We start from the raw sequence: 23,010 nt of genomic DNA, 5'->3' as shown, positions 1-23,010 counted from the left end.
CAGCACCCCAAACCGCTCGCGGGCTTCTACCAGCGGTAGCGGTCCGGCAGCCGGATCATTCGCTCAGGCGCTTGGCCGTCGCAGCGATGCGCTCGTCCGACGCGGTCAGGGCGATGCGGACGTGGCGCTCCCCTGCCGGGCCGTAGAAGGTGCCCGGCGCCACGAGAATTCCCCGCTGCGCCAACCACTCCACCGTCTGCCACGCATCGTCGCCGCGGGTCGCCCACAGGTACAGGCCCGCCTGCGAGTGTTCGATTCGGAACCCCGCCGCCTCCAGCGCGGGCCGCAACACCGCCCGCCGCGCCGCGTAGAGCTCGCGCTGCACACCCACGTGCGCGTCATCGCTCAGCGCGGCGGTGATCGCCTCCTGCACCGGCCGGGGGACGATCATCCCCGCGTGCTTGCGCAGCTCCAGCAGGCCCCGCACCAGGTCCGGATCACCGGTGAAGAACCCGGCGCGATACCCCGCCAGGTTCGAGGACTTCGAAAGCGAGTGCACGGCCAGCACGCCGCGGAAGTCGGAGCTCACCGAGGGGTGCAGCACCGAAACCGGCTCGGCGTCCCACCCGAGCGCGAGGTAGCACTCGTCCGAGGCGACGACCGCGCCGAGCTCCCGCGCCGCCCGCACCGAGTCGGCGAGCTGCTGGGCGTCCAGCACCCGGCCGGTCGGGTTGGACGGGGAGTTCAGCCACAGCAGCCGGGTACCGGCCGGCGGCAGCTCGCCGGGCGCGAGCCGGACCACCTCGGCGCCGGCGATCTTCGCGCCGACCTCGTAGGTCGGGTACGCCAGCTCCGGGATCGCGACGATGTCGCCGGGCCGGACGCCGAGCAACGTCGGCAACCAGGCCACCAGTTCCTTCGAGCCGATGGTCGGCACCACCGCGTCCGGCTCCAGGCCGGAAACGCCGTAGCGCCGCTCCATCGAGGCGACGGCGGCCTCCCGGAGCTCCGGGGTTCCGTGCGTGGCCGGGTAGCCCGGCTGATCGGCCACCGCCGACAGGGCCCGCCGCAGGTTCTCCGGCACCGGGTCGACCGGCGTGCCGACCGACAGGTTGACGATGCCGTCCGGGTGCGACCGGGCCGTCTCGGTCTGGGACGCCAGCGAATCCCACGGGAAGTCCGGCAGCTGCGGGCCCCGGAGCCCGGGCGCCGCAGCACCCGGGCCGGTCGCGGAACTCATTCGCCCTGCGGGGGCAGGCTGGTGACGGGCTCGACGTCCTTGTTGACCTTGCCCACCTTCGCCGCACCGCCCGGCGAGCCGAGCTCGTCGAAGAAGTCCACGTTCGCCTTGGTGTAAGCGGCCCACTCCTCCGGCACGTCGTCCTCGTAGTAGATGGCCTCCACCGGGCAGACCGGTTCGCAGGCACCGCAGTCGACGCACTCATCGGGGTGGATGTAGAGCATCCGCCCGCCCTCGTAGATGCAATCGACAGGGCATTCCTCGATGCATGCCTTGTCGAGCACGTCGACGCAGGGCTCGGCGATCACGTAGGTCACGGTTGCTCTCCTGCTCGAAGCGTTGTCCTACTCGCGCTCAGGAACCTCCTGAGGCGACTGCTGACAGTATCTCTCTTACCCACCCTGGACACGTAACTGGTCCCACAGCGCGAGAGCCGGACCGACTCTACGACGCCGGGGTTAACGCCGTAAACCATTGCGCCGCAACCATTGCGCGCCGAGCCGCCCCACCTTGCGCAGGGCAGATCTTTCTCCCAGGTAGCCGCCCACGACGCCGACGACCGGGACGCTGCCGATCAACTCGTGGTAGAAGCGCCCCTGCGGCCGCTTGTCGAGTTCCGAATCGATCTCCCACAGCGCACGTGCCATTCGCCACACCGTGCGCACGACGGCCTTCGGCGTCGCCCGGCCGTGCTCGCGCCGCGCGGCGTCGAGGTCCTCGGTGAGCTCCGAGACCCGCTCGTCGTCCTCGGCGCGCCCGGCCGCCAGCTCGTCCGACAACTCGCGCCCCAGCAGCACCTCGGCGATCAGCTGCACCTTGACGGCCCGATCGGTCACGCCGTGCTCGGCGGCGATGGCGCACAGCACCAGGCCCTGGCCGGTGATGCCCAGCGCGTTGCGGATCGGCAGCCGCGACGTGATGACGCCGCCGAACCGGGGCAGCCCGGCGACCAGCGCGAGGAACCGCCCGACCCGGGAGGCCCACCAGTCGCAGCGCTGCTCGACGGACATCGCGTCCCACGCGGAACTTCCCGGCACCTGCATCCCGTCCAGCTGCCGCAGGACCTTCCGCAACGCCCCGTCTGCGTCGAGATCGCCGGACCGACCGCGCAGCCGCAGCGGATCGGACTCCCGCAACGCGTCCAGCACCGGCGCGGTCGCCCGCACGAACGGCCGCAGCACCGCCGCGATCCGCTCGTCGGTCAGCACCTCAGCCATGGCGCTTCGCGTTCTTGCCCAGCACGATTCCGAGCATCATCGCACTGGGCAGGGCGCCGCCACCGATCAGCAGCAGGGCGCGCCAGTCGTTGAGCAGCACGATGTCGCCGCCCGGCCCGAACAGACCGAACACGAAAACCGTCGCGAACCACACCAGCAACGGGGCCCCGGCGATCCGGCGCCGCGGCGAGATCCGCGCGGCCTCGGCCACCAGCAGCGGCGTGGTCACCACCGCCAGCGCGGCGGTGACCGGGAACTGCACGGAGCCGATGTAGGACGGGAGGAACAACAACTCGATCAACGCCAGCAGAAGGGCATTGAGCAGCAGAAACCCGAGCAGCACGCGGTCGCGAGCGGTCAACGGTCGCCCACCGGCTCGGTTCCGCTCACCCCGAGCCCGCCGAAGAGATCGGCCTGGCAGCCCTGCGGATCACCCGTCGCCAGCACGTAGTGCTCGGTCGTCACGATCGGCTGAGCGACGCCGTTGGACAGCGCGTACGCCGCCACGCCCTCGCCGTTGTGCCACTGATCCAGCCACACCTTCACCTGCGTGCCGTGCGCTCGCAGGGCGCTGATCTTCGCCGGCAGGTGCTCGGAGACGTCGACGACCGTGGTGATCGATTCGTCCTCGACGCTGGCCAGCTCGTGCGGTTCGGGCAGCTCGAAGGGCATGTCCGCGGCCTCCGCCAGCCTGGCGAGCCCCTTCGCGAGCTCGTCGCGGGACGGGACCGCGTAGAACACCCGCTGGACGTCGGGAACCTTCGCGGCCGCCGCGACGGTCACCTCGTGAGCCCGGACGTGGTCCGGATGGCCGTAGCCACCGTCGGCCGCGTAGCTCACGACGACCTGCGGCTTCACCTCCCGCAGCACGGCTTCCAGCGCATCGGTCTGCTCCTGCAGGTCACCGACGGCGAAGGCGCGCGGGTGCGCGTCGGGCAGCGCGCCCGCCTGACCGGGCTGCTCCCAGAGCATCCCCGAGTCGCGCCAGCGGCCGATGCCGCCGAGGAACCGGTGATCGGCCACCCGCAGCGCGGCGCAGGCCGAGCGCAGCTCGCCCACGCGGTAGCCGCCGAGCTGGTCGGCCTGGTCCGAAACCAGGCCGCGCAGGCTCTCGGGGATGACCTCGCCCTCCTCGCCGAGGGTGCAGGTCACCACCACCACCTGCACGCCGCGGGCGGCGTAGCGGGCGATCGTCCCGCCGGTCCAGAGGGTTTCGTCGTCTGGGTGCGCGTGTACCAGCAGCAACCTCGGTGGGGCCGTCAGCGTCACCGGTCCAGCCTAATCTGCGACGCACACCACACTGCGCACGGTAGCCGCATTACCCCGAACGCCCGATTCGGCGCGCCGCGAACGGCGCACCCCGATCGCGGCAATCTCCCCGCTCCGATCCGCCCACGAGCCGAACGGATCGACGGTCTCGCAGCTCAGCGGCAGCATGTCCGCTGGGTGGCCACGTCTCGGGAATTAATAGCCGTCGTTATCGGCAGGCGTTCCGATCCACTTGGCAGCGGTCGAGAACGGCCCGGCCAGGCCGTTGCCGGCCTCGACCCCGGTGGCCTCCCGGCGCAGCGCCATCACCTGGGCCTGCTGGTACAGCGGGAGCGCGACCGCGTCGCGCCACAGCACCGGCTCGACGACCGCCGAGGCCTCCGGGAACGGCACCTGCCCGGTCAGCGCCGCGTCGATCGTCGGCTGCAGCAGCTCGTCGCAGAAGCCGGCGTCGTTGTACGGGAACGGCTGCTCGCTGTCCGCGGCCACGCCTGGGCAACCGTACGAGGAGGCCATCATCGCCGCCGGATCACCGCCGGCCGGGCGAGGCGCGATCGCCATGTCCACCGAGCCCGCCCCGCCGGATTCCCCGGACCGCGGATTGGCCGACAGCATCTCGCCGAACAGCTGATCACCGGTCGGCGTCACCACGGTCGCCTGGATCCCCTGCTCCCGCAGCTGCTGCGCGGTCGCCTCGGCGACCCGGATGTAGGACTCGTGCTCGAACGGCGCCGCGATGACGAGGTTCAGCGGTCGCCCGTCCCGCAGCCACGCCCCGCCGCTGCGGTGGTACCCGGCCTCGCCGAGCAGCCGCTCGACCTGCGCGGGATCGGGCCGGTTCGGCAACCCCTGTTCGGTCGGCGTGTAACCGCGCTCGGACGGGGCGAGCACCTGAGCGTGCGCCTGCAGCTGATCCGCGGGCCCGCCGCCGGTGCCCGCCTCGATCAGCGCGGGCCGGTCGAGGGCCGCGAGAACCGCCCGGCGCACCTTGACGTCCGCCAGCTCGCGGCTGTCGTGCCGCAGCAGCACCTCCATGGTGGCCGGGCGAGGCACGGTGATCAGCTGCACCGCGTCACCGAGGTCCCGCAGCGACTGCAGGGCGGCCCGGTCCGCGCCGAACACGGCGAGGTGGCTGTCTCCGCTGCGCAACGCCTCGACCTGGCGCGCCCTGTCGAGCGCGCGCAGCACGATCCGGTCCGACTGCGCGGGCGGACCCCAGTAGCGGTCGTTGCGCTCCAGGATGATCTCGCCGCGGTCCAGGTCGATCTGCCGGATCGCGAACGGGCCGCCGGAGGCCGGGTAGCCGTCGTCGAGCACCGTCGCCCAGCCGCGCGGCGCGTCCCTGAGCAGGTGCGCGGGCAGCAGGTTGTTGAACAGCGTCTGCCAGCCGGGGAACGGCTTGGCGAAGGTCACGTCGACCGTCTTGCCACCCTGCCGCGACGCGACGTCGTCGATCAGCTGGTAACCGGCCGGATCGGACACGCCGGGCTGGGAACGCAGCTGCTCCCACAGGTAGACGAAGTCCTCGGCGGCGATCGGCGCGCCGTCGGACCAGTTGGCCTCCCGCCGGATCCGGTAGCGGACGGTGAACTTCTCCGCGTCCGGCACCAACTCGGCCGATTCCATCAGCGTGCCGTCCAGCTGCAGGTTGCCGTCGGCCCCCGGGCGGAACACCGACGGCAGCATCAGGCTGGCCAGCGCCGAACTCGTCGGCGACAGGTCGGCGAGGGTGTGCGGGTTGAACCCGCCCTCGAGCTCGTCGACACCGACGACGACCTCCACCGGCATCGGCTGCGTCGGCGGCGCGCTGGTCGGCGGGGCCTGCGTCGGGGTTTGCGGTTGCGGCACCAGCGGCGGCGGGGGCGCATTCGTGCAGGCAGCCACCACGCTGACGGTGGTCAGCAGCAGGGAGACCACTGCCAGTGGGCGGCGTCGACCCTGGGACACGCCGGACCTCCCCTCACGTCTGCTCCCCCGAACACCCCGGCCCACCCGGGGCGGCTCGCACGTGCGGAAGACGCGCGAGAGCCCTCCATGGTTCCTGCCGTCGCCGAAATGATCGACACCGGGGTCACGGCCCAGTGTGCTAGCCGACGTCCCGCGCTGCGCGCGATTCGGCGAAATCCCCGGTCACGCCGAGGATGAGCGCGAGCTGACTCGACGGCGGCCGCTGTTCGAGCCGCCGCCGAGACCGCCGCACGATGTCGGGAATCCCACAACGAGCACAGACCGGGCGCTCGGTTGTCGCAACCGGCACCGCCACGGGTTCTCAGACGCCTCCTCGCGAGGACAGCCCCGACGTTGTGAATTTGCCATTCATGACGTCTGGGATCCCTCAGCGAGAAGGCGTCTTCGAACTCAGTTGACGCCGTTGTCGCGGGCCTTGGCGCGGGAGCGCTCGCGGGCGCGGGTCGTGCTGTCCAGGACCATCTTGCGCACCCGGATCGCCGACGGGCCGACCTCGACGCACTCGTCGCCGGAGCAGAACTCCAGCGCCTCCTCCAGCGCGAGCGTCCGCGGCTTGGCCAGCCGCTCCAGCTCGTCCGCGGTGGAGGACCGCATGTTGGTGAGCTTCTTCTCCTTGGTGATGTTCACGTCGAGGTCCTCGGCGCGCGGGTTCTCCCCGACCACCATGCCCTCGTAGACCTCGCTGCCCGGCTCCACGAAGAAGCTGCCGCGGTCGGCCAGCTGGATCAGCGCGTAGGTCGTCGCCGAGCCCGCCCGGTCGGCCACCAGCGAGCCGGTGTGCCGGGTGCGCAGCTCGCCCACCCACGGGAAGTAGCCCTCGAACACGTGGTTGGCGATGCCGGTGCCACGGGTCTCGGTGAGGAACTCGGTGCGGAACCCGATCAGGCCGCGGGCCGGGACCACGTACTCCAGCTTGATGCGGCCGGTGCCGTGCCCGTCCATGGTCTCCATCCGGCCCTTGCGCCCGGCCAGCAGCTGGGTGACCGCGCCGAGGTGCTCCTCGGGGGCGTCGATGGTCAGCCGCTCGAACGGCTCGCACAGCTGGCCGTCGATGGTCCGGGTGACCACCTGCGGCTTGCCGACGGTGAGCTCGAAGCCCTCCCGGCGCATGGTCTCCACCAGGATGGCCAGCGCCAGCTCGCCGCGGCCCTGCACCTCCCAGGCGTCCGGCCGCTCGGTGGGCAGCACCTTCATGCTGACGTTGCCGATCAGCTCGGCGTCCAGCCGGTTCTTGACCTGCCGCGCGGTGACCTTGGTGCCGCCGTTGCGGCCGGTCAGCGGCGAGGTGTTGACGCCGATGGTCATCGAGATCGCCGGGTCGTCGACGGTGATCCGGGCCAGCGGCTCGGGGGCGTCGGGGTCGGCGAGGGTGTCGCCGATGGTGATGTCCGGGATACCGGCGATGGCGACCAGGTCGCCCGCGGACGCCTCGCTGCACGGCACCCGGTCGAGGTTCTCGGTGATCAGCAGCTCGGTCAGCCGGACCTTCTCGACGGTGCCGTCGGCGCGGCACCAGCCGACGGTCTGGCCCTTGCGCAAGGTGCCGGAGTGGATCCGGCACAGCGCGATCCGGCCGAGGAACGAGGACGCGTCGAGGTTCGTCACCAGCGCGCGCAGCGGGGCCTCGGTGTCCGCGGTCGGCGCGGGCACGTGCTTGAGCAGCACCTCGAACAGCGCGCTGAGGTCTTCCTCGTCGGGCAGCCCGCCGTCCACCGGCTGGGCCAGCGACGCCCGGCCGGCGCGCGCGGAGGCGTAGACGACCGGCAGGTCCAGGATCGCCTCCATGTCGAGCTCGACCTCACCGTCGAGCTCGCTGGCCAGTTCCAGCAGCAGGTCGTGGGCCTCCTCGACGACCTCGGCGCAGCGAGCGTCCGGGCGGTCGACCTTGTTCACGACCAGGATCACCGGCAGCCCGGCGGCCAGCGTCTTGCGCAGCACGAACCGGGTCTGCGGCAGCGGACCCTCGCTGGCGTCGACCAGCAGCAGCACCCCGTCCACCATCGACAGGGCGCGCTCGACCTCGCCGCCGAAGTCGGCGTGGCCGGGGGTGTCCACCACGTTGATGGTCACCGGGCCGGCGTCGGTCTCCCGACGGACCGCGGTGTTCTTCGCGAGGATCGTGATGCCCTTCTCGCGCTCCAGGTCGTTGGAGTCCATCACGCGGTCGACGAGCTCGGCGCGCTCGGAGAAGGCACCGGACTGCCGCAGCATGGCATCCACCAGGGTGGTCTTGCCGTGGTCGACGTGGGCAACGATGGCGACGTTGCGCAGATCACTGCGAATGGGGGCGGCGACGCTGGTGGCGGACACGCGGGTACTCCTGGATCGGCGCAGATGGGCGCGGCGGGGTTCGTCGACTTGGTCCGGGTGCGGGACGATCCGCAAGGCACCGTGCCGCGGCTCCACTGCGCCGCAGCTGCGGAGCTGATCGGGCGCCACCGCCCGGGGCGGAGGCGCGCACGTCGACGCGCGGCTCCTCCCAGGGTAGTGCAACCTCGTGCGGGACCGGCCGCCGCGTGCTCAGCGCAACACTCGGGGCCGGCGCCCAACATCAAGTTCGCCATTTCAGGTTAGGTTCGCCTAGCCTGTGCCCAACCCCGTCTCGGCACCGAAAGAACACACCGTGGGCAAAGGCACCATCAAGGTCAAGAAGAAATGCTGTCGGTCGCGACCGCCCTGCAAGAGCTGCCCCATCGTGGTCCTGCGCGACCTGCTGCGCGAGGCCAAGGCGGAAGAGGTCAAGAAAACGCAAAAAAAGGTCAAGAAAGCGGCAAAGAAGAAATAGCGCGAATTGATCTCACCGCGGCACCCGCCGCGGTTGCGAGGTGGCCTCGGGGCTACTTGTGGGCGACCGTGGACAACGGGTCGGCGTACTTCGCCAACTCGGGGATCGTCCGCAGCGCGGTGAACTCGATGACCTCGTAGCGAGCCATCTTGTGCAGCGCGAACGGGTCCGTCGCGAGGATCGCGTCGAGCCTGCCGCGGGACATCGCCCTGGCGATGATCACCCCGCCGCTGCGCGGGTGGCGGTGGCCGGCGGCGATGAAGTCACCGGCATCGTAATGCTGGGTTACCCATTCGTAGTGATCTACCAGTTGGCCGTCGATATCCGATTCTGGCGCGGTGTATTGCAGCAGCACTACAAACATTCTTTCACGGTAGCCCTTCCACTTGACCGCTGCCGATCACCAAGCGGTAACATTGCCGCGTGCGCGCAATGTCGAACATGTGGTGGGCCGTCCGAGGGCGGCCCAGCAGCGTCGTGCACTGACACGCAGACCACCGGCCGCCCCTCCGGGCGGCCGAGCGGTGCGAGGTCGATCCCGGTGCCAGCGGCCCAGGACCCCAGGAGAGACCAATGACCCGCCTGTCCGGGATCACCCCGTCCGGCCACGTCCAGCTGGGCAACTACCTCGGCGCCGTGCGGCGGTGGGCCGCCGAGCGCGAACCTGCGGACCTGTTCTTCGTCTCCGACCTGCACGCCATGACCACGTCGCACCGGCCGCAGCGGCTGCGCGCGCTCACCCGCGAGCAGTTCGCGGTGCTGCTCGCGGCGGGCATCGACCCGGATTCGCTGTTCGTGCAGTCGGATCTGGCGGGCGAGTTGGGGACGCTGAACTGGATCCTGGAATGCACCTGCTCCTACGGCGAAGCCGCCCGGATGGTCCAGTTCAAGGAGCGGGGCGCCGGGCAGGAGTCGGTGCGGGTGGGTCTGCTGACCTACCCGGTGCTGATGGCCGCCGACATCCTGCTGCAGGGCGCCACCCAGGTGCCGGTCGGCAGCGACCAGGACCAGCACGTCGAGCTGGCCCGCACGCTCGCCCGCCGGTTCAACGCCAACTACGGCGACGTGTTCACCGTCCCGGAGGCCGTGGTGCCCAAGACGGCGGCGCGGATCCGGGACCTCGCCGACCCGGCGCGCAAGATGGAGAAGTCCAACCAGCAGTCCCCCGGCGTGGTCTTCGTGCTCGACGAGCCGGACGTCATCCGCCGCAAGTTCCGCCGCGCGGTCACCGACGGCCTCGACGAGGTGCGGTACGACCCGGACGGCCGGCCAGGGGTGGCGAACCTCCTGGAGATCCTCGCCGCCTGCAACGACACGAGCCCTTACGCCGCAACGGAATCGGCGAGCACCTACGCGGAGCTCAAGGATGCGGTGGCCGACGCCGTGATCGAGGAGCTGCGACCGGTGCGCGAACGCGCCCGGGAGCTGCTGGAGGACGCGTCGGAGCTGGACCGCATCCGGGCGCACGGAGCGAAGCGGGCGAGCGAGCGGGCGCAGCCGCGGCTGCAGGCCGCGTTGCGCGTGACCGGCCTGCGCTGATCCGCCGGAGCACGGGGCGCCCGCGACCTGGCCACTTGGCCGCGGGCGCCCCACACTACCTGCGCATTCGTTCACCAGTTCGAGTGGATCACCTGGCGAACAATGGATCAGTGTCGGCAACCTGGGCTCATGGGTACTGCGATGGAAGGCAACACTGCGTTCTTGGTCGAGAGGAGTGCTGCCGTGGCTGCACCATCGTTCGACCCGCACGCCCCGTTCGATCCGCTCGTTGATCTAGACGGGTTGTGGACGCCCGAGCTTGCCGAAAGGTACCTACCGATTCCGGGGATGCCCCCGGCTAAGTACGAGTGCCTGGACGGGAAGCTGATAGTGAGCCCCTACGAAGGTTCGGCGAATGTCTACGCAGCGGATGAGCTCTACCTCCGGATGCGTACGCCTGCACGTCGCCTCGGCGGCAATGCCTACACCACGCTGAACGTCGAGATGCCAAGAATTTCGTCGATGCGGTGGGCACAACCCGACTTCGCCGTGCTTCGTGAACCAGCACGTGGACGCGTCTGGATCTCACCCGAAGCCGTCCTGCTCATCGGTGAGTGCGTGTCGAGGTCGAGCCGCCGGAACGACTACGTGGACCAACCTGCTGAATACGCCAAGGCGGGCATTCCATACTTCATGCGAGTTGACATCGCCAGGGAACGCGAGCGCGTTTCGGTGGAGCTGCTGCGCTTGGAAGACGGCATTTACCGCGATCACGCCAAAGCGCTGGACGGCCAGACCTTTGAGACCGAGCTGCCGTTCCCGCTGTCGTTCGATCCCATCGAGCTCCTGGAGCTTTAGGCCCCGACCAGCAGGCTTCGGAGGGAGTGGACGAGGACCCGGTCGGCGTCGAGCCAGTCGAGCCCGGCCAGTTCGTCCGCCGCCACCCAGCGGACTTCGCTGTGCTCCACGGCTTTCGGGGTCGCCGTCGGGTCGGCGAGTTCGGCCGCGTGGATGCGCAGGAGCATGCCGTTGCTGAGCGGGACGTCCGTGCCGACGCGTCCGGTCGGGCGGACTTCGACGGCGAGCTCTTCCTGACACTCCCGGACGACCGCGGCGGATTCGTCCTCGCCCGGCTCGACCCGGCCGCCGGGCAGCTCCCAGCGGCCCGCGTCCGGGGCGGGGTAGCTGCGCTGCTGCGCCAGCAACCGTCCCTTGTGGACGATTGCGGTGCCGACGACGATCGGGCGGGTCGCCCAGGATTCGGCGAGCTCCCGCGCGCCGGCGATGCGCGAGGCCAGCACGTCCAGCGCGAACCGGCGGACGACGGCGACGTCGACGAGCCGCCCCAGCGGACCGAACGGCGTCGTCCAGTGCAGCGAGTCGGTGAGCAGCGTCCGGGGGCCGACCTCGGCGAGCACCGACTCGTGGCGCAACTCCGGCAGCGGGCCGGAGATCAGCACGGAACTCATCGCGTCGGCATCGGCGCGCACGACTCGAGTGGTCAGATCGACGGGAAGGCGGGCGATCTTGGTGTGGAAGACGATCTCATCGCCGGGCACGAGCAACGCGGCCGGACGGGTGGCGGCGCGGCCGCTGACGCCCAGGGCCGCGAGTCCGACCTCGGCGGTCCGGGTGTGCCGCAGGGCGGCCCCCACCGTGGCCACCGGCGCCTCGATCAGTCCCGTGCTCCGCAAAACCGACACGTGCAGACATCTTGCCCCACCCGGTCGGGTCAACCACCACCGCCTGGTCGGAGGCCGTACCGGCGGGGAGCGCGACGAGCACGACCGCGTCGCGGCGGCATCCGAGCGCCGACGGTTCCCGCGATCGGCACCGCCGCGGGGTGCGTCGGCTCAGCTGTCGGCCGCGTACCTCGGCCAGCGCGCCACGACGCGAGCGCCGCCGTCCGGCGACTCCGCGGCGCGGACCGTTCCGCCGCGACGGCGCACCGCCTCGGCCGCGAGGGCGAGTCCGAGCCCGGCTCCGCCGGTGCTGCGCGCTCGGTCCGATTCGACCCGGTGGAACCGGTCGAACACCCGCTCGCGGTGCTCGACCGGAATCCCGGGGCCGTCGTCGTCCACCACCAACCGCACCCAACCGACCCTGGAGGAGCCCATGCCATCAGCGAACACTGAGACCCGCACCAAGGTGCGCGTGTAGCGCAACGCGTTGCCGACGATGTTGTCCAGCACCGTCGACAGCTCCGCCGGATCGGCGAGGACCAGCACCGGCCGGGCCGGGACCTCGACCTCGATCCGCGGCCCGAGGCCGTGTGAGCCCGGCAGCTCGAGCCGGTTGGCGGCGGCCCGCACCGCCGTGCCGATGTCGACCGGCTGCCCCGGGGCGGCCGTGCCGCGCTCGGCCCTCGCCAACGCGAGCAGGCTCTCCACCAGCACCGACAGGCGCTGCGCCTCGTGCGCGATGTCCTGCAGGGTCTCGTGGGCGAGCTCCGGGTCCGGGTGCATCACGGCGACCTCGGCCTGAGCGCGGATCGACGCGACCGGGTTGCGCAGCTCGTGCGCGGCGTCGCCGGTGAACCGCCGCAGCCGTTCCGTGTCGGCGTCGCGGCGGGCGAGCATCGTGTTGAGCTCCTCGGCGAGGGCACGGATCTCGTCGACGGCCGCGGGCACCGGCAGCCGCTCTCCCTCGGGCAGCCCGGCGGCGGCGACCCGCATCCGTTCGACCGGACGCAGCGAACGGCGCACCACGAGCCAGGTGGCGAGCCCGACGAGCGCGGCGGCGAGGATGGAGCCGAAGCCGAGCAGCCGGCCGGTCTTGCCCGCGGTGTCGGTGAACCCGACCAGTCGCGCCCCGGTCGCGACGAGCAGCGGGCGGCCGGTCTGATCGGGCACGACGACGCCGCGCCACCGGTGCAGTTCGGCGGGCGGCTCGAAGTCGATCACGCCGTCGCCGGCGCGCAGCTCGTCGATCTGCCAGCCTTGCAGGCTCGACTCGGGCAGCCCGTCCAGCGGAGCGCCCGAGGTGTCCAGGACCCGGATGTCGGGGGCGGCGACGGCGGCGGGCGAGACGCCGGCGGCCAGCCGGTTCGCAGTCGCGGTGGCGGTGCGCTGCAGGTCGGCGTCGACGGAGTCGATCAGCAGCCAGCTGACGACGCCGGTGCTCACGTGCGCGACCACGCCGAGTCCGATCAACGCCACGACGGCGGCCACCACGCTGGTGCGGAACTGGATGGTGCGGCGGTGCCACCACCTGCGCAGGCGCATCATCATGCCGGTTCGGCGCAGACCCGGTAGCCCTGACCGCGCACGGTCTGCACCAGTTCCCCGGCGCCGGCCGCGGCGAGCTTGCGGCGCAGGTAACCGACGTAGACCTCGACGACGTTGCGGGTGACGAACTGCTCCTCGCCCCAGACCATCCGCAGCAGGTCGTCCTTGGGCACCACGGCCTCCGGGTGGCTGGCCAGCGCGACCAGCAGTCCGTACTCCCTCGGCGAGAGGGCGATCGACTCGCCCGCCCAGCGAACCTCGCGGGCGGCGCGGTCGATCTCCAGGTCGCCGACCCGCAGGCTCACCTGCCGTCCGGCGGTTTCGCGCCGCCGCAGCAACGCGCGCACCTGCGCGACCAGCACCAGGAAGGAGAAGGGTTTGACCAGGTAACCGTCCGCACCGAGATCCAGCCCGTCGGCCTGATCGACCTCGCCGTTCTTCGCCGAGATCAACAGCACCGGGGTGGTCACGTCGTCGGCGCGCATCCGCTCCAGCACCCGGTAGCCGGACAGGCCGGGCAACATCACGTCCAGCACCACGACGTCGAAGGCACCGGTCAGGGCCAGGCGCAGGGCGTCGATGCCGTCGGCCGCGATGGTCACGTCCATGCCCTCGGCGGACAGCCCGCGGCGCAGCGCGGCACGAACTCCCGGCTCGTCGTCCACCACCAACACCCGCGGCACCATGGCCCAAGCATGCCGATCCGCCGGCCACGGCGGCAGGGAAATCTCAGTCGGTTCTCAGTTGAGAGCTTCTTTCTCAGGTGGATCTCAGCCTCGGACCGGCTCGGGGCGCCGCTGCCGATCGCCCGCGCGGTTGTCGTCGGCGGCGCGCCGAAGCCGGCAAAGCGAATCGATCACGGAAGCCGAATCGGCGGGAACGGCCGGAAAGACCGATTCCCGCGATCACCGCCCGGATCCGGTCGGCCGCACCGGGTGATGGACCGGACCCGGCGCATTGTGATGCTGGTCGCCATCCGACCGGACGGCTAACGCCGGGAGAACCACCTGCGAAATACGGCGCCCCCGGCGTGTCCGAGGCGCCCTCCGGGGCCGCCCGGCACCGGCGAAACCCATGGCCAAACGCGGTTCGACGACATGATCAAGCGTTGCGAAAGTAGCAAGAGCCGGCAACGTTTGAACCGTCACCGACGACCCGGGTCTTGACATATCGACCCAGCACATGGCGGCTTGACAGCCTCCACCGCGTCGGTCAGGGTCGATGCGATCGATTGACTGATCAATCAGTCGCAGGTCGAAACGCAACGCCAGCGGGGCGCTGTCGAGAGGCTCCAGCGCCGCCCCAGCGGCCGCATCACCGGCGCCAGTCCGCGCCGACGGGTGCCGCGCCCCGCGAGACACAGGAGGTTCCGCCGGATGCCGAGCAGAGGACAGTCGAACGCCGACCCCAGTCGCCGCGACTTCCTCCGGTACGTCGCGGTGGGCGCCGGCGCAGTGGGCGCGGGCGCCGTCATCAGCGGGTGCGCGGGCGGCGCGGTGCGAAAGGCACCGATCCCCTCCGGCCCGCCGCAGTACGGCGGTCGGCTGCGGGTCGGCATCGTCGGCGGGTCCAGCAAGGACACCCTGGACGCGCACGCCACCGTGACCCACCCGGACCAGGCACGCATCTTCCAGCTCTACGACACGCTGCTCCGGTTCGACTCCGACTACCAGGTCCAGCCCGCGCTGGCCGAATCCGTCGAGTCCGATCCGCAGGCGCTGACCTGGACCATCCGGCTGCGCGAGGGCGTCGAGTTCCACAACGGCAAGACCCTCGCCGCCGAGGACGTGATCCACACCCTCCGCCGGATCGCCGACCCGGCGGACCCGAAGAACGGCGCCGTGGGGCTGAGTTCCCTGGACCTCAACGCCATGCAGGCGCTGGACCAGCGCACCGTCCGGCTGACGCTGTCCCGCCCGGACGTCACGCTGCCCGACCAGTTCGCCGAGTACGCCAACGGCATCGTCCCGGTCGGCTACGACCCGAACCGGCCGGTCGGCTGCGGCCCGTTCGCCTACGACTCCTTCGAACCCGGCCAGCAGAGCCTGTTCACCAAGAACCGCAACTACTGGAGCGACGGCGAGCCGTACGTGGACGAGGTCGTGATCATCGACTTCCCGGACGACACGGCCCGGATCAACGCGCTGCTCGGCGGCCAGGTCGACGCCATCGACCAGGTGCCGCTGGGGCTGCTGCGGGTGCTGGACGCCGACCCGAACCTCCGGCTGCTGGAATCCCAGACCGGCTCGTGGGTGCCGTTCACCATGCGGGTGGACCGGCCACCGTTCGACGACGTCCGGGTGCGGCAGGCGTTCCGGCTCGTCGTGGACCGCGAGCAGATGATCAAGCAGGTGCTCGGCGGCCACGGCACGATCGGCAACGACATCTACTCGCCGGCCGATCCGCTGTACAACTCGGCGCTGCCGCAACGCGGCCGTGACGTGGCCAAGGCCCGCCAGCTGCTGCGCGAGGCGGGCCGGGAGAACCTGACCGTCGAGCTGGTGACGTCGCCCGTCGCGGCCGGTGTGGTGGAGGCGGCGCAGGTGTTCGCCCAGCAGGCCGCCGACGCCGGGATCACCGTCAACATCCGCCGGGTCGATTCCGGCGAGTTCTTCGGCGACATGTACCTGTCCTGGGACTTCGCACAGGACTTCTGGTTCACCCGGAACTTCCTGGCGCAGGCGGGTTCCGGCAGCCTGCCCGACTCGCCGTACAACGAGACCCACTGGAACCACCCGGAATTCAACGATCTGGTGTACCAGGCGCGGGCCACCACCGATCCGGCGCGCCGCAAGGAGCTCATCGCGCGCGCCCAGCAGATCGAGTGGGAGAGCGGTGGATACATCGTCTGGGGCTTCCCGAACCAGCTGGACGCGCACAGCGTCCGGGTCGTCGGGCTCGAACCGGACAAGAGCGGCGCACCGTTGAACTCCTACGGTTTCCGCCACGCGTGGCTGGCGAAGTGAGGGCGGACCGATGACTCGAATGCTGGTCAAGCGAATCCTGCTCGGCGTGGTCATCCTGTGGGCCGTGTCGGTGGTGGTCTTCCTCGCCACCCAGGCGCTGCCCGGGGACGCCGCCCGCGCCATCCTGGGCCGCGAGGCGACTCCGGAGCGGCTGGCCGCGCTGCGCGCGCAGCTGCACCTCGACGAGCCGATGTGGGTGCAGTACTTCTCGTGGCTGGGCAACATCTTCCGGCTCGACCTCGGCACGTCCTACGCCAACGGCATGCCGGTGGCCGAGCTGCTGGGCTCCCGGCTGAACAACTCGCTGGCGCTGATGCTGTGCTCCACGGTGATCAGCGTGCCGCTGTCCATCCTGGTCGGCACCTACAGCGCGCTGCGCCGCGACAAGGCCTTCGACCACACGACCTCGGTGGTCAGCCTGGTGCTGGCCTCGCTGCCGGAGTTCGTGGTCGGCATCGTGCTGGTGCTGGTCTTCTCCACCGGGGCGCTCAACCTGCTGCCCGCCGTGTACGTCATGACCGGCACGGGTTCGGCCTGGAGCGATCCGACGCAGCTGGTGCTGCCGACGCTGACGATGGTGCTCGCGGTTTCGCCGTACATCGTGCGCATCATGCGGGCGACCATGATCGAGGTGCTGGAGAGCGAGTTCGTGCAGCAGGCCCGGTTGAAGGGGCTGCCGGAGCGCACGGTGATCCTGCGGCACGCGCTGCCGAACTCGATCGGCCCGGTGGCCCAGGTGATCGCGCTGCAGCTGGCGTGGCTGGCCGGTGGCGTGGTCATCGTCGAGTTCCTGTTCCGCTTCCCCGGTATCGGGTTCGCGCTGGTGGACGCGGTGAACAACCGCGATCTGCCGGTGGTGCAGACGCTGACGCTGGCCATCGCCGCCGTGTACATCGTCGTGAACCTGCTGGCCGACGTGGTGAGTCTGGCCGCCAATCCGAAGGTGAGGTCCGCCGCGCGATGACCACGACTGCGCAGACCGAGGAAACCCGAGCGACTCCCGCCCCGGCCGTGCCGCGCGCGGTCGGCGCGTGGCGGGCGGCGCTGCGCCTGCCACGCACCAAGATCGGCCTGGCGCTGTCGATCCTGGTGGTGCTGACCGCGATCGTCGGGCCGCTGCTCGCGCCGCACGGTGCCACCGAGTTCGTGGACACGCCGTTCTCCGATCCGACGGCGACCTCGTGGTTCGGCACCGACAACCTGGGCCGCGACGTTCTCACTCGGTTCCTCCACGGTGGACAGACGCTGCTCGTGCTGGCGGTGCTGGCCACGCTGCTCGGCGTCGGGCTCGGCTCGCTGCTGGGCATGTACGCCGGCTACCGCCGCGGCTGGTTGGACGAGGTGTTGATGCGCTTCGGCGACATCGCGCTGGCCTTCCCGCAGGTGGTGCTGGCGCTGCTGTTCGTCAGCGTCGTCGGCCCGGAGCTGTGGCTGCTGGTGCTGGTCGTCGGCGGCAGCCACCTGCCGCGGGTGATGCGCGTGGTGCGGGCGGCGACGCTTTCGGTCGCCGAGCGCGACTTCGTCAAGTCGGCGGAGGCGATCGGGCTGTCCCGGGTTCGCATCCTGCTCGGCGAGATCCTGCCGAACGTCACCGGAACCGTGCTGGTGGAGCTCGGGCTGCGGCTGAACTACTCGATCGGCCTGGTCGCCGGGCTGAGCTTCCTGGGCCTGGGCCTGCAGCCGCCGACGGCGGACTGGGGCCTGATGATCAACGAGAACCGGATCGCGCTGACGGTGCAGCCGTGGGCGGTGGCGCTGCCGGTGATCGCCATCGCGGTGCTGACGATCGGCACCAACCTGGTGGCGGACGGCCTGGCGCGCTCGGTCGCGGGCGTCGACCGAGGCATCGAGAAGGCCCGCTGATGCCACCGCCGACCTGCGATCCGCAATTTCCATTGAAATCGAAGGTCCGATTTCCATTGAAATTGCGGGAGATCCCGGACCACGACCTGTCGCCGACCCGTTGGGGGTGCCGATGACCACCGCTGCTCTGGACGCCACCGGACTGGAGATCCGGGGCGTGCCCTCGGAAGCCGCCATCGTCGCCGACGTGAGCTTCACCCTGGCGCCGGGCGAGATCCTCGGCCTGATCGGTGAATCCGGCTCCGGCAAGACCACGCTCGGCCTGGCGATGCTGCGCTACTGCAAGCGCGGCACCCGGATCGCCGACGGCCGCATCCTCGTCGGCGACACCGATCTCACCGCACTGCCGCCGAAGCGGGCCGCCGCGCTGCGCGGCCGACGGGTCGCGTACATCCCGCAGTCACCGGGCTCGGCGCTGAACCCGGCACTGCGCCTGCACACTCAGCTCGCGGAGGGCGTGCACGACGTCTCCGGCGAAGCGGCGAAGCGGCGGATCAAGCAGGTGCTGACCGAGGTCGCGCTGCCCGATGACGACGACTTCCTGAGCCGGTACCCGCACCAGCTCTCCGGCGGTCAGCAGCAGCGCATCGCGATCGCGATGGCCTTCGTCGGCCGCCCGGAGGTCGTGGTGCTGGACGAGCCGACCACGGGCCTGGACGTGACCACCCAGAAGCGGGTGCTGACCACGATCCGCGAGATGTGCGAGCGGCACGGGACGGCGGGCGTGTACATCTCGCACGACATGGCGGTGGTCGCGGAGCTGGCCGACCGCATCGCGGTGATGTACTCGGGTCGGATCGTGGAGACCGGCCCGACCGCCGAGGTGCTGAACGAGCCGCGCCACCACTACACGGCGGGCCTGGTGCTCGCGGTGCCGGACCTGGACGGCGAGCGGGCGATGCAGGCCATCGACGGCCAAGCTCCGTCGCCGCTGAGCCGCCCGGACGGCTGCGCGTTCGCGCCGCGCTGCGCCGCCGCGACCGACGAATGCCGCGCCGAGGTGCCACCGGTGCAGGAGGTCTCCCCCGGCCACGAAATCCGCTGCCTGCAGCCGCGCTCCGGGCGTCTCGTGGCACCGGATCGCGCGTCGGAATCCGTCCCGGACGAGGCGAAACCGGTTCTCGAGATCCGCAACATCCGGGCCTGGTACACCGATTCCCCCGTGCTGCAGGACGTTTCGCTGAGCGTGTCGCCGGGCTCCTGCCTCGCGCTGCTGGGCGAGTCGGGCAGCGGCAAGACCACGCTCTCGCGCTGCCTGGCCGGCCTGCACCCGAAGCACGAGGGCTCGGTCCTGCTGCACGGCGAGGAGCTGGCGGCCGGCAGCGGCAAGCGCACCCGCGAGCAGCGGCGACAGGTGCAGTACGTGTTCCAGAACCCGTACGAGTCGCTGAACCCGCGACGCCGGGTCCGCGACCTGGTGGCGCAGCCGATCTCGGTGCTCGGCGGGGATTCCGGCGGCAAGAGCACGTCGGAGCGGGTCATCGAGGCGTTGGAGCTCGCCGCGCTGCGACCGGACATCGCCGAGCGCTACCCCGACCAGCTCAGCGGCGGCGAGCGGCAGCGGGTGGCGATCGCGCGCGCCCTGGTCACCCGGCCCGAGGTGCTGATCTGCGACGAGATCACCTCCGCGCTGGACGTCTCGGTGCAGTCGGCGATCGTCGACCTGCTCCGGGACCTGCGGGAGAAGATGGGGCTGGCTCTGGTGTTCGTCACGCACAACATCGCGCTGGTGCGCAACATCGCGCAGCGGGTCGCGATCCTGCAGAACGGGCGCATCGTCGAGCAGGCGCCGGCCGAAGAGCTGTTCGCCGCGCCGCAGCACGACTACACCCGGTCGCTGTTGAGCGACGCGCCCAACTTCCAGCTGGAGGCGAAGAACTGATGTCGGTCGCAGCGGGTTTCGAGCGGGTTGCCGAGGAGTTCGCCGAGGTGGTGGCGGCCGATGCGGCGGGTGCGGCGTTCGCCGTCTTCCGCGACGGCGAGCAGATCCTCGACCTGCAGGCCGGGCACCGCGACCAGGCGGCCACCGAGCCGATGACGACCGACACCCTGATGCCGGTGTTCTCCGGCACCAAGGGCATCGTCGCCACCGGCGTCGCCCTGCTGGTCGACGGCGGCGCGCTGGACCCGGACGCGCCGGTGGTCCGGTACTGGCCGGAGTTCGGCGCGGCGGGCAAGCAGGACGTCCTGGTCCGGCAGCTGCTCTCGCACTCGGCGGGGTTGCCGTACCCGGCGAAGCCGGTCACCCGCGAGGCCGCGATGGACAACCGGGCGATGGCCGGGCTGCTGGCCGCGCAGGCTCCACTGTGGCCGGTCGGGACGACCACCGCCTACCACGCGCTGACCTTCGGCTGGCTGGCGGCGGAGCTGATCCGGCGGGTCGACGGGCGGGAGGTCGGCGAGTACCTGCGCGCCGAGGTCGCTGAGCGGGTTCCGGCCGACTTCTGGCTGGGGCTGCCCGAGGCCGAGTGGCCGCGCACCGGGCGGCGCTGGCGGGCGGCCGACTACCAGGTGGCGAACCGGCTGAACACGCCGGAGGCCCTGGCCTACCGCGACAAGGTCTACGGGAATCCGCCCACGCTGCTGGGCGGTGACGCGCCCTGGAACACCCCGGCATGGTGGGTCGGCGGCAGCCCGGGCGGCGGTGCGATGGCGTCCGCTCGCGGCATGGCCGCGGTGTACTCGGCGCTGGTGACCGGCGAGCTCGTCGGCGGCCGGACGCTCGAGAGGATCCGCCGGGAGGAGAGCCGGGGCACCGATCCGGGCACCGGCCGGCCGCTGGCCTTCGGCCTGGGCTACGAGCTGCAGGACTCGATCGAGACCTACGGCCCGGAGGCCACGGGATTCGGCCACAGCGGGGCGGGCGGTTCGCTGTTCGGCTGCTGGCCGCGCCTGGGCGTGGCGTTCGCCTTCAGCCCGTGCCTGATGCGAACGGAGGGTTTCGACAACCGTTCGCACCGCCTCCTGACCGCGCTGCACGCCTGCCTGTAGGGCCTGGTTCCGCGCCGTTTTCGCGCGAAACCGGCGTTCGCCACGCTGCCGGATGCCGTTTTCGCGCGAAACCGCCACCCCACGGGGCCCCAAGCGGCACCCCGCAGCTGTCCGGCTAAATCGGTTGGCCGGGCCGATACGCTCGGGGGATGGAGTTCGAGGTGGACGATTCGCGGGCCAGGGTCGATCGCGACGCGGTGTGGGAATTCCTTTCCACGCAGGCGTATTGGGGCAAGTGGCGCAAGCGGGCGGATCTCGACAAGCAGATCGAGCTGGCCTGGCGCGTCGTCGGCGCCTACCGGAAGCCGGACGGCGGGCTGATCGGCTTCGCACGCGCGTTCTCCGACGGGGTGGGCATGGCGTACCTGGCCGACGTGTTCGTCCTCCCGGAGGCGCGCGGCCACGGCATCGGCAAGGCCCTGGTGCAGGGCATGATCGAGGACGGCCCCGGCCGCGATTTCCGCTGGATGCTGCACACCGACGACGCGCACGGCCTCTACCGCGGCTACGGCTTCACCGATCCGGACAGCACCTACTTGGAGCGTCCGCGACGCGTCCAGTGAGCGACGCCGGGTGGAGGTCGGAGCGCCGAACCTCCACCATGTCGGTATGACGGAACTGCTCACCGATAACCAGGTCGCCGATGCGCTCCAGCACCTGCCGGAGTGGACCCAGTCCGGCGTCAAGCTGACCCGCACCGTCGAGTTCGGCAACTTCCCGCAGGCGATCCAGGCGGTGAACCGGATCGCCGAAATTGCCGAGAGCGAGAACCACCACCCGGACATGGACATCCGCTGGCGCACCGTGACGTTCTACTGCACCACCCACTCGAAGGGCGGCATCACGGCCAACGACACGTCGCTGGCCCAGGAGATCGACAACGTCGTGGAGCAGCTCAGGTCCTGAGCTGCTCAGCCGATCTCCCCGGCGAGGTCGGCGGCCTCGAAGGCGCATCCCCAGGACAGCGCGACGCCGCAACCGCCGTGGCCGTAGTTGTGGATGATCCGCGCGCCTTCGTAGTGCTCGACCTCCACCCGCACCGATTCCCGGCCGGGCCGCAGCCCGACCAGTTCCGCGAGCACTTCGGCGTCGGCCAGCCGCGGCTCCACCGCGGCGCACCGGCGCCGGATGCCCTCGCTGTCCTCGCGGCGGGGCGTGCAGTTCCAGTCCTGCTCGCCTGCGACGCCGCCGAGCACGACGCGGTCGCCGTGCGGCATGTACGAGGTGAACTCGCCGGAGTCGCTGAGCTCGATGAAGTACTCGTCGATCCCCGGGTTGCGCACCACGACGTGCTGGCCGCGGACCGGGTGGACGCCGGGGTCGCCGACGAGTTCCCGCGCGCCGACGCCGGTGCAGTTGACCACCGTCGCGGATTCGGCGACCGCCTCGGCCAGCGAGGGAACGGGGCTGAGCTGCAGGTCACCGCCGGCGTCGCGGAACCGGGCGACCAGGTGGTCGAGGTAGCGCGGCATGTCGATCAGCGGCACGGTCGCGCGGTAGCCGCTGACGAACCCGTCCGGCAGTTCCTCGGGTGTGCAGGGGCGCAGGTCGGGGATCAGTCTCGCCTCGGGCGGGACCGAGTCGCCGAGGTCGAACCGCGCCGCCATCCGCCCCGCGGCCAGGTGCACGCCCGAGTCCTCGTCGCGGGCGAGCGCGGTGAACTCGGCGTGGGACCGGGTCACCCAGTACAGCACCCGATCGGCGGGCCGCAGCATCGCCGGGCCCCACATCGCGCCCGCGACCGCGGAAGTGGTGTCCTGCGGCCGGTCGGCGGTGCGGATGCGCACACGCCGGCCCGCCTCGGCGAGGACGACCCCGGTGGTCAGGCCCTGCACGCCCGCGCCGATCACCAGTACCGGATCTGCGGTCATCTTCGACACGCTAGCAGTCAACCGGCGAACTCGACGGCCTCGAACGCGCCGCCCGGCTCAGGCGTCGACCACGTCGTGCTCGACGCGGACGCGCCTGCGGGCACCGGCCTGGTGGAAGCCGCAACGCTGCTGCTCAGGCCGCCCAAGCCCTCGACGCGCTCGCGCTGGATCCGGGCCAGACCCTGCTGGGTTGC

The 23,010-nt window shown here is 71.1% G+C and carries 22 protein-coding genes; 10 read left to right on the top strand and 12 right to left on the bottom strand.

Going from position 1 to position 23,010, the window contains the following annotated elements:
- Nucleotides 1–55 precede the first annotated feature (55 nt).
- From dapC to typA, 7 genes are all read right to left on the bottom strand, one after another.
- Entirely contained in the window at nucleotides 56–1,180 is a 1,125-nt protein-coding gene (gene dapC / locus AC07EQ_RS15060; protein WP_478388538.1) for a succinyldiaminopimelate transaminase, read from the bottom strand.
- The gene (fdxA, locus tag AC07EQ_RS15055) at nucleotides 1,177–1,497 is read right to left on the bottom strand and encodes a ferredoxin (protein ID WP_093273442.1); all 321 of its coding nucleotides are present in this window, start codon (nucleotides 1,495–1,497) and stop codon (nucleotides 1,177–1,179) included. Before fdxA ends, dapC begins: the two co-directional genes overlap by 4 nt.
- A gap of 141 nt (nucleotides 1,498–1,638) precedes the next feature.
- Nucleotides 1,639–2,397, bottom strand: a complete 759-nt coding sequence (locus AC07EQ_RS15050; protein ID WP_397526189.1) for a hypothetical protein — start codon at nucleotides 2,395–2,397, stop codon at nucleotides 1,639–1,641.
- Nucleotides 2,390–2,758, bottom strand: a complete 369-nt coding sequence (locus tag AC07EQ_RS15045) for a hypothetical protein (protein WP_132483156.1) — start codon at nucleotides 2,756–2,758, stop codon at nucleotides 2,390–2,392. The genes AC07EQ_RS15050 and AC07EQ_RS15045 overlap by 8 nt, the downstream gene beginning before the upstream one ends.
- Nucleotides 2,755–3,666: an N-acetyl-1-D-myo-inositol-2-amino-2-deoxy-alpha-D-glucopyranoside deacetylase gene (gene mshB / locus AC07EQ_RS15040; protein WP_478388537.1), complete on the bottom strand. Its 912-nt coding sequence runs from the start codon at nucleotides 3,664–3,666 to the stop codon at nucleotides 2,755–2,757. The genes AC07EQ_RS15045 and mshB overlap by 4 nt, the downstream gene beginning before the upstream one ends.
- Before the next feature lie 195 nt (nucleotides 3,667–3,861).
- Nucleotides 3,862–5,613 (bottom strand): ABC transporter family substrate-binding protein, encoded by a 1,752-nt coding sequence (locus tag AC07EQ_RS15035; RefSeq protein ID WP_478388536.1) that lies wholly within the window; start codon nucleotides 5,611–5,613, stop codon nucleotides 3,862–3,864.
- A gap of 411 nt (nucleotides 5,614–6,024) precedes the next feature.
- Nucleotides 6,025–7,944, bottom strand: coding sequence for a translational GTPase TypA (gene typA / locus AC07EQ_RS15030; RefSeq protein WP_478388535.1), 1,920 nt, complete (start codon nucleotides 7,942–7,944; stop codon nucleotides 6,025–6,027).
- Nucleotides 7,945–8,221: 277 nt separating this feature from the next.
- Between typA and AC07EQ_RS15025 the strand changes: the two genes are divergently transcribed.
- On the top strand, nucleotides 8,222–8,419 hold the full coding sequence (locus tag AC07EQ_RS15025) for a hypothetical protein (protein WP_478388534.1): 198 nt from the start codon (nucleotides 8,222–8,224) through the stop codon (nucleotides 8,417–8,419).
- A gap of 52 nt (nucleotides 8,420–8,471) precedes the next feature.
- Here the strand turns inward: AC07EQ_RS15025 and AC07EQ_RS15020 are convergent, their stop codons facing one another.
- On the bottom strand, nucleotides 8,472–8,783 hold the full coding sequence (locus AC07EQ_RS15020) for a YciI family protein (RefSeq protein WP_478388533.1): 312 nt from the start codon (nucleotides 8,781–8,783) through the stop codon (nucleotides 8,472–8,474).
- Between the two features lie 209 nt (nucleotides 8,784–8,992).
- Here AC07EQ_RS15020 and trpS point away from each other — a divergent pair, with 209 nt between their 5' ends.
- Nucleotides 8,993–9,958, top strand: coding sequence for a tryptophan--tRNA ligase (gene trpS / locus AC07EQ_RS15015; protein ID WP_478388532.1), 966 nt, complete (start codon nucleotides 8,993–8,995; stop codon nucleotides 9,956–9,958).
- Nucleotides 9,959–10,087: 129 nt separating this feature from the next.
- Complete coding sequence (locus tag AC07EQ_RS15010) at nucleotides 10,088–10,756, top strand: Uma2 family endonuclease (RefSeq protein WP_478388531.1); 669 nt, start codon at nucleotides 10,088–10,090, stop codon at nucleotides 10,754–10,756.
- On the opposite strand, the gene AC07EQ_RS15005 is transcribed toward AC07EQ_RS15010, so the two are convergent.
- From AC07EQ_RS15005 to AC07EQ_RS14995, 3 genes are all read right to left on the bottom strand, one after another.
- Entirely contained in the window at nucleotides 10,753–11,601 is an 849-nt protein-coding gene (locus AC07EQ_RS15005; protein WP_478388530.1) for an NUDIX domain-containing protein, read from the bottom strand. The genes AC07EQ_RS15010 and AC07EQ_RS15005 overlap by 4 nt on opposite strands.
- A 150-nt stretch (nucleotides 11,602–11,751) precedes the next feature.
- Nucleotides 11,752–13,128, bottom strand: coding sequence for a sensor histidine kinase (locus tag AC07EQ_RS15000; protein WP_478388529.1), 1,377 nt, complete (start codon nucleotides 13,126–13,128; stop codon nucleotides 11,752–11,754).
- Nucleotides 13,125–13,811: a response regulator transcription factor gene (locus tag AC07EQ_RS14995; protein ID WP_358575088.1), complete on the bottom strand. Its 687-nt coding sequence runs from the start codon at nucleotides 13,809–13,811 to the stop codon at nucleotides 13,125–13,127. Before AC07EQ_RS14995 ends, AC07EQ_RS15000 begins: the two co-directional genes overlap by 4 nt.
- Nucleotides 13,812–14,501: 690 nt before the next feature.
- Between AC07EQ_RS14995 and AC07EQ_RS14990 the strand changes: the two genes are divergently transcribed.
- The 7 genes from AC07EQ_RS14990 (at nucleotide 14,502) to AC07EQ_RS14960 (ending at nucleotide 21,851) form a co-directional block, all read left to right on the top strand.
- Nucleotides 14,502–16,091 (top strand): ABC transporter substrate-binding protein, encoded by a 1,590-nt coding sequence (locus AC07EQ_RS14990; protein ID WP_478388528.1) that lies wholly within the window; start codon nucleotides 14,502–14,504, stop codon nucleotides 16,089–16,091.
- 10 nt (nucleotides 16,092–16,101) lie between these two features.
- The gene (locus tag AC07EQ_RS14985) at nucleotides 16,102–17,055 is read left to right on the top strand and encodes an ABC transporter permease (RefSeq protein ID WP_478388527.1); all 954 of its coding nucleotides are present in this window, start codon (nucleotides 16,102–16,104) and stop codon (nucleotides 17,053–17,055) included.
- A complete protein-coding gene (locus AC07EQ_RS14980) occupies nucleotides 17,052–17,954 on the top strand; it encodes an ABC transporter permease (protein ID WP_358575092.1) in 903 nt (300 codons plus the stop codon). The genes AC07EQ_RS14985 and AC07EQ_RS14980 overlap by 4 nt, the downstream gene beginning before the upstream one ends.
- Before the next feature lie 112 nt (nucleotides 17,955–18,066).
- A complete protein-coding gene (locus AC07EQ_RS14975; RefSeq protein ID WP_478388526.1) occupies nucleotides 18,067–19,836 on the top strand; it encodes an ABC transporter ATP-binding protein in 1,770 nt (589 codons plus the stop codon).
- On the top strand, nucleotides 19,836–20,945 hold the full coding sequence (locus tag AC07EQ_RS14970) for a serine hydrolase domain-containing protein (protein ID WP_478388525.1): 1,110 nt from the start codon (nucleotides 19,836–19,838) through the stop codon (nucleotides 20,943–20,945). Before AC07EQ_RS14975 ends, AC07EQ_RS14970 begins: the two co-directional genes overlap by 1 nt.
- A 149-nt stretch (nucleotides 20,946–21,094) precedes the next feature.
- Nucleotides 21,095–21,508, top strand: coding sequence for a GNAT family N-acetyltransferase (locus tag AC07EQ_RS14965; protein WP_478388524.1), 414 nt, complete (start codon nucleotides 21,095–21,097; stop codon nucleotides 21,506–21,508).
- A 46-nt stretch (nucleotides 21,509–21,554) separates the two neighbouring features.
- Entirely contained in the window at nucleotides 21,555–21,851 is a 297-nt protein-coding gene (locus tag AC07EQ_RS14960) for a 4a-hydroxytetrahydrobiopterin dehydratase (RefSeq protein ID WP_478388523.1), read from the top strand.
- Between the two features lie 5 nt (nucleotides 21,852–21,856).
- Here AC07EQ_RS14960 and AC07EQ_RS14955 read toward each other — a convergent pair whose 3' ends face one another.
- Nucleotides 21,857–22,816, bottom strand: a complete 960-nt coding sequence (locus tag AC07EQ_RS14955) for an FAD-dependent oxidoreductase (protein WP_478388522.1) — start codon at nucleotides 22,814–22,816, stop codon at nucleotides 21,857–21,859.
- Nucleotides 22,817–23,010 lie beyond the last annotated feature (194 nt).

This window comes from Saccharopolyspora sp. NPDC045839, assembly GCF_056431645.1.
Note: the sequence above shows the minus strand (reverse complement) of the source record. Positions and strands in the feature narration are given on the sequence as shown.

Coding starts and splice junctions, on each gene's coding strand:
- dapC (WP_478388538.1), bottom strand. CDS start 1,180: ATGAGTTCCGCGACCGGCCCGGGTGCTGCGGCGCCCGGGCTCCGGGGC.
- AC07EQ_RS15050 (WP_397526189.1), bottom strand. CDS start 2,397: ATGGCTGAGGTGCTGACCGACGAGCGGATCGCGGCGGTGCTGCGGCCG.
- AC07EQ_RS15020 (WP_478388533.1), bottom strand. CDS start 8,783: ATGTTTGTAGTGCTGCTGCAATACACCGCGCCAGAATCGGATATCGAC.
- trpS (WP_478388532.1), top strand. CDS start 8,993: ATGACCCGCCTGTCCGGGATCACCCCGTCCGGCCACGTCCAGCTGGGC.
- AC07EQ_RS15010 (WP_478388531.1), top strand. CDS start 10,088: ATGGGTACTGCGATGGAAGGCAACACTGCGTTCTTGGTCGAGAGGAGT.
- AC07EQ_RS15000 (WP_478388529.1), bottom strand. CDS start 13,128: ATGATGATGCGCCTGCGCAGGTGGTGGCACCGCCGCACCATCCAGTTC.
- AC07EQ_RS14995 (WP_358575088.1), bottom strand. CDS start 13,811: ATGGTGCCGCGGGTGTTGGTGGTGGACGACGAGCCGGGAGTTCGTGCC.
- AC07EQ_RS14990 (WP_478388528.1), top strand. CDS start 14,502: ATGCCGAGCAGAGGACAGTCGAACGCCGACCCCAGTCGCCGCGACTTC.
- AC07EQ_RS14985 (WP_478388527.1), top strand. CDS start 16,102: ATGACTCGAATGCTGGTCAAGCGAATCCTGCTCGGCGTGGTCATCCTG.
- AC07EQ_RS14980 (WP_358575092.1), top strand. CDS start 17,052: ATGACCACGACTGCGCAGACCGAGGAAACCCGAGCGACTCCCGCCCCG.
- AC07EQ_RS14975 (WP_478388526.1), top strand. CDS start 18,067: ATGACCACCGCTGCTCTGGACGCCACCGGACTGGAGATCCGGGGCGTG.
- AC07EQ_RS14970 (WP_478388525.1), top strand. CDS start 19,836: ATGTCGGTCGCAGCGGGTTTCGAGCGGGTTGCCGAGGAGTTCGCCGAG.
- AC07EQ_RS14965 (WP_478388524.1), top strand. CDS start 21,095: ATGGAGTTCGAGGTGGACGATTCGCGGGCCAGGGTCGATCGCGACGCG.
- AC07EQ_RS14960 (WP_478388523.1), top strand. CDS start 21,555: ATGACGGAACTGCTCACCGATAACCAGGTCGCCGATGCGCTCCAGCAC.
- AC07EQ_RS14955 (WP_478388522.1), bottom strand. CDS start 22,816: ATGACCGCAGATCCGGTACTGGTGATCGGCGCGGGCGTGCAGGGCCTG.